This window comes from Limnohabitans sp. 2KL-3, assembly GCF_001269405.1.
In the GTDB taxonomy this organism is placed as follows: Bacteria; Pseudomonadota; Gammaproteobacteria; order Burkholderiales; family Burkholderiaceae_C; genus Limnohabitans_A.
The window spans coordinates 1-502 of record NZ_CXON01000013.1 but is presented as its reverse complement, the minus strand read 5'-3'; positions in this window follow the sequence as shown (position 1 = coordinate 502).

Below are 502 nucleotides of genomic sequence, written 5' to 3'. Positions count from 1 at the left end.
GCTGAGTTTGCTGCACGCAAGGTCGCCCAAGTCACACATCGCTTGTCGATGCCATGACTTGGGCGACTGAGGTGTGTGAATTCACCAGAGTTCATTGGGAATAGGTCAAGGCTCGCTCGTGTCAGTGCAACAGGGTGCCCGCAGTAGCTTCTTGATCTGGTCCAGTGAAGTTTGAAGTCAAAGGCTCGTCTTGGGCTCAGCGATCTCTGTGGGAGCCCCGCCCTCGGGGCGATGGGTGGTGGTCTGCGAGGCTTATCGCGACGAGGGCGTCGCTCCTAGTGCGCCCGTGAAGGCGCGTACACAGCATGGTGAGAGTCCATGTCGGGGTAAGCCAAGGCCCCGTAGTCGAAGGTAACTGCGTCGCTGCGAAGCGGGGTGGAGAGCAACCGGAGGCGAACTGGCGGTGCGCAGTAAAGCGAACTCGATTCGGCAGGGAGTGGCGGCGAGCTGGCTGGGAGAAGGCGAAGCCTGAAACACATCGCATGCGTTGTTTTGGTGGATA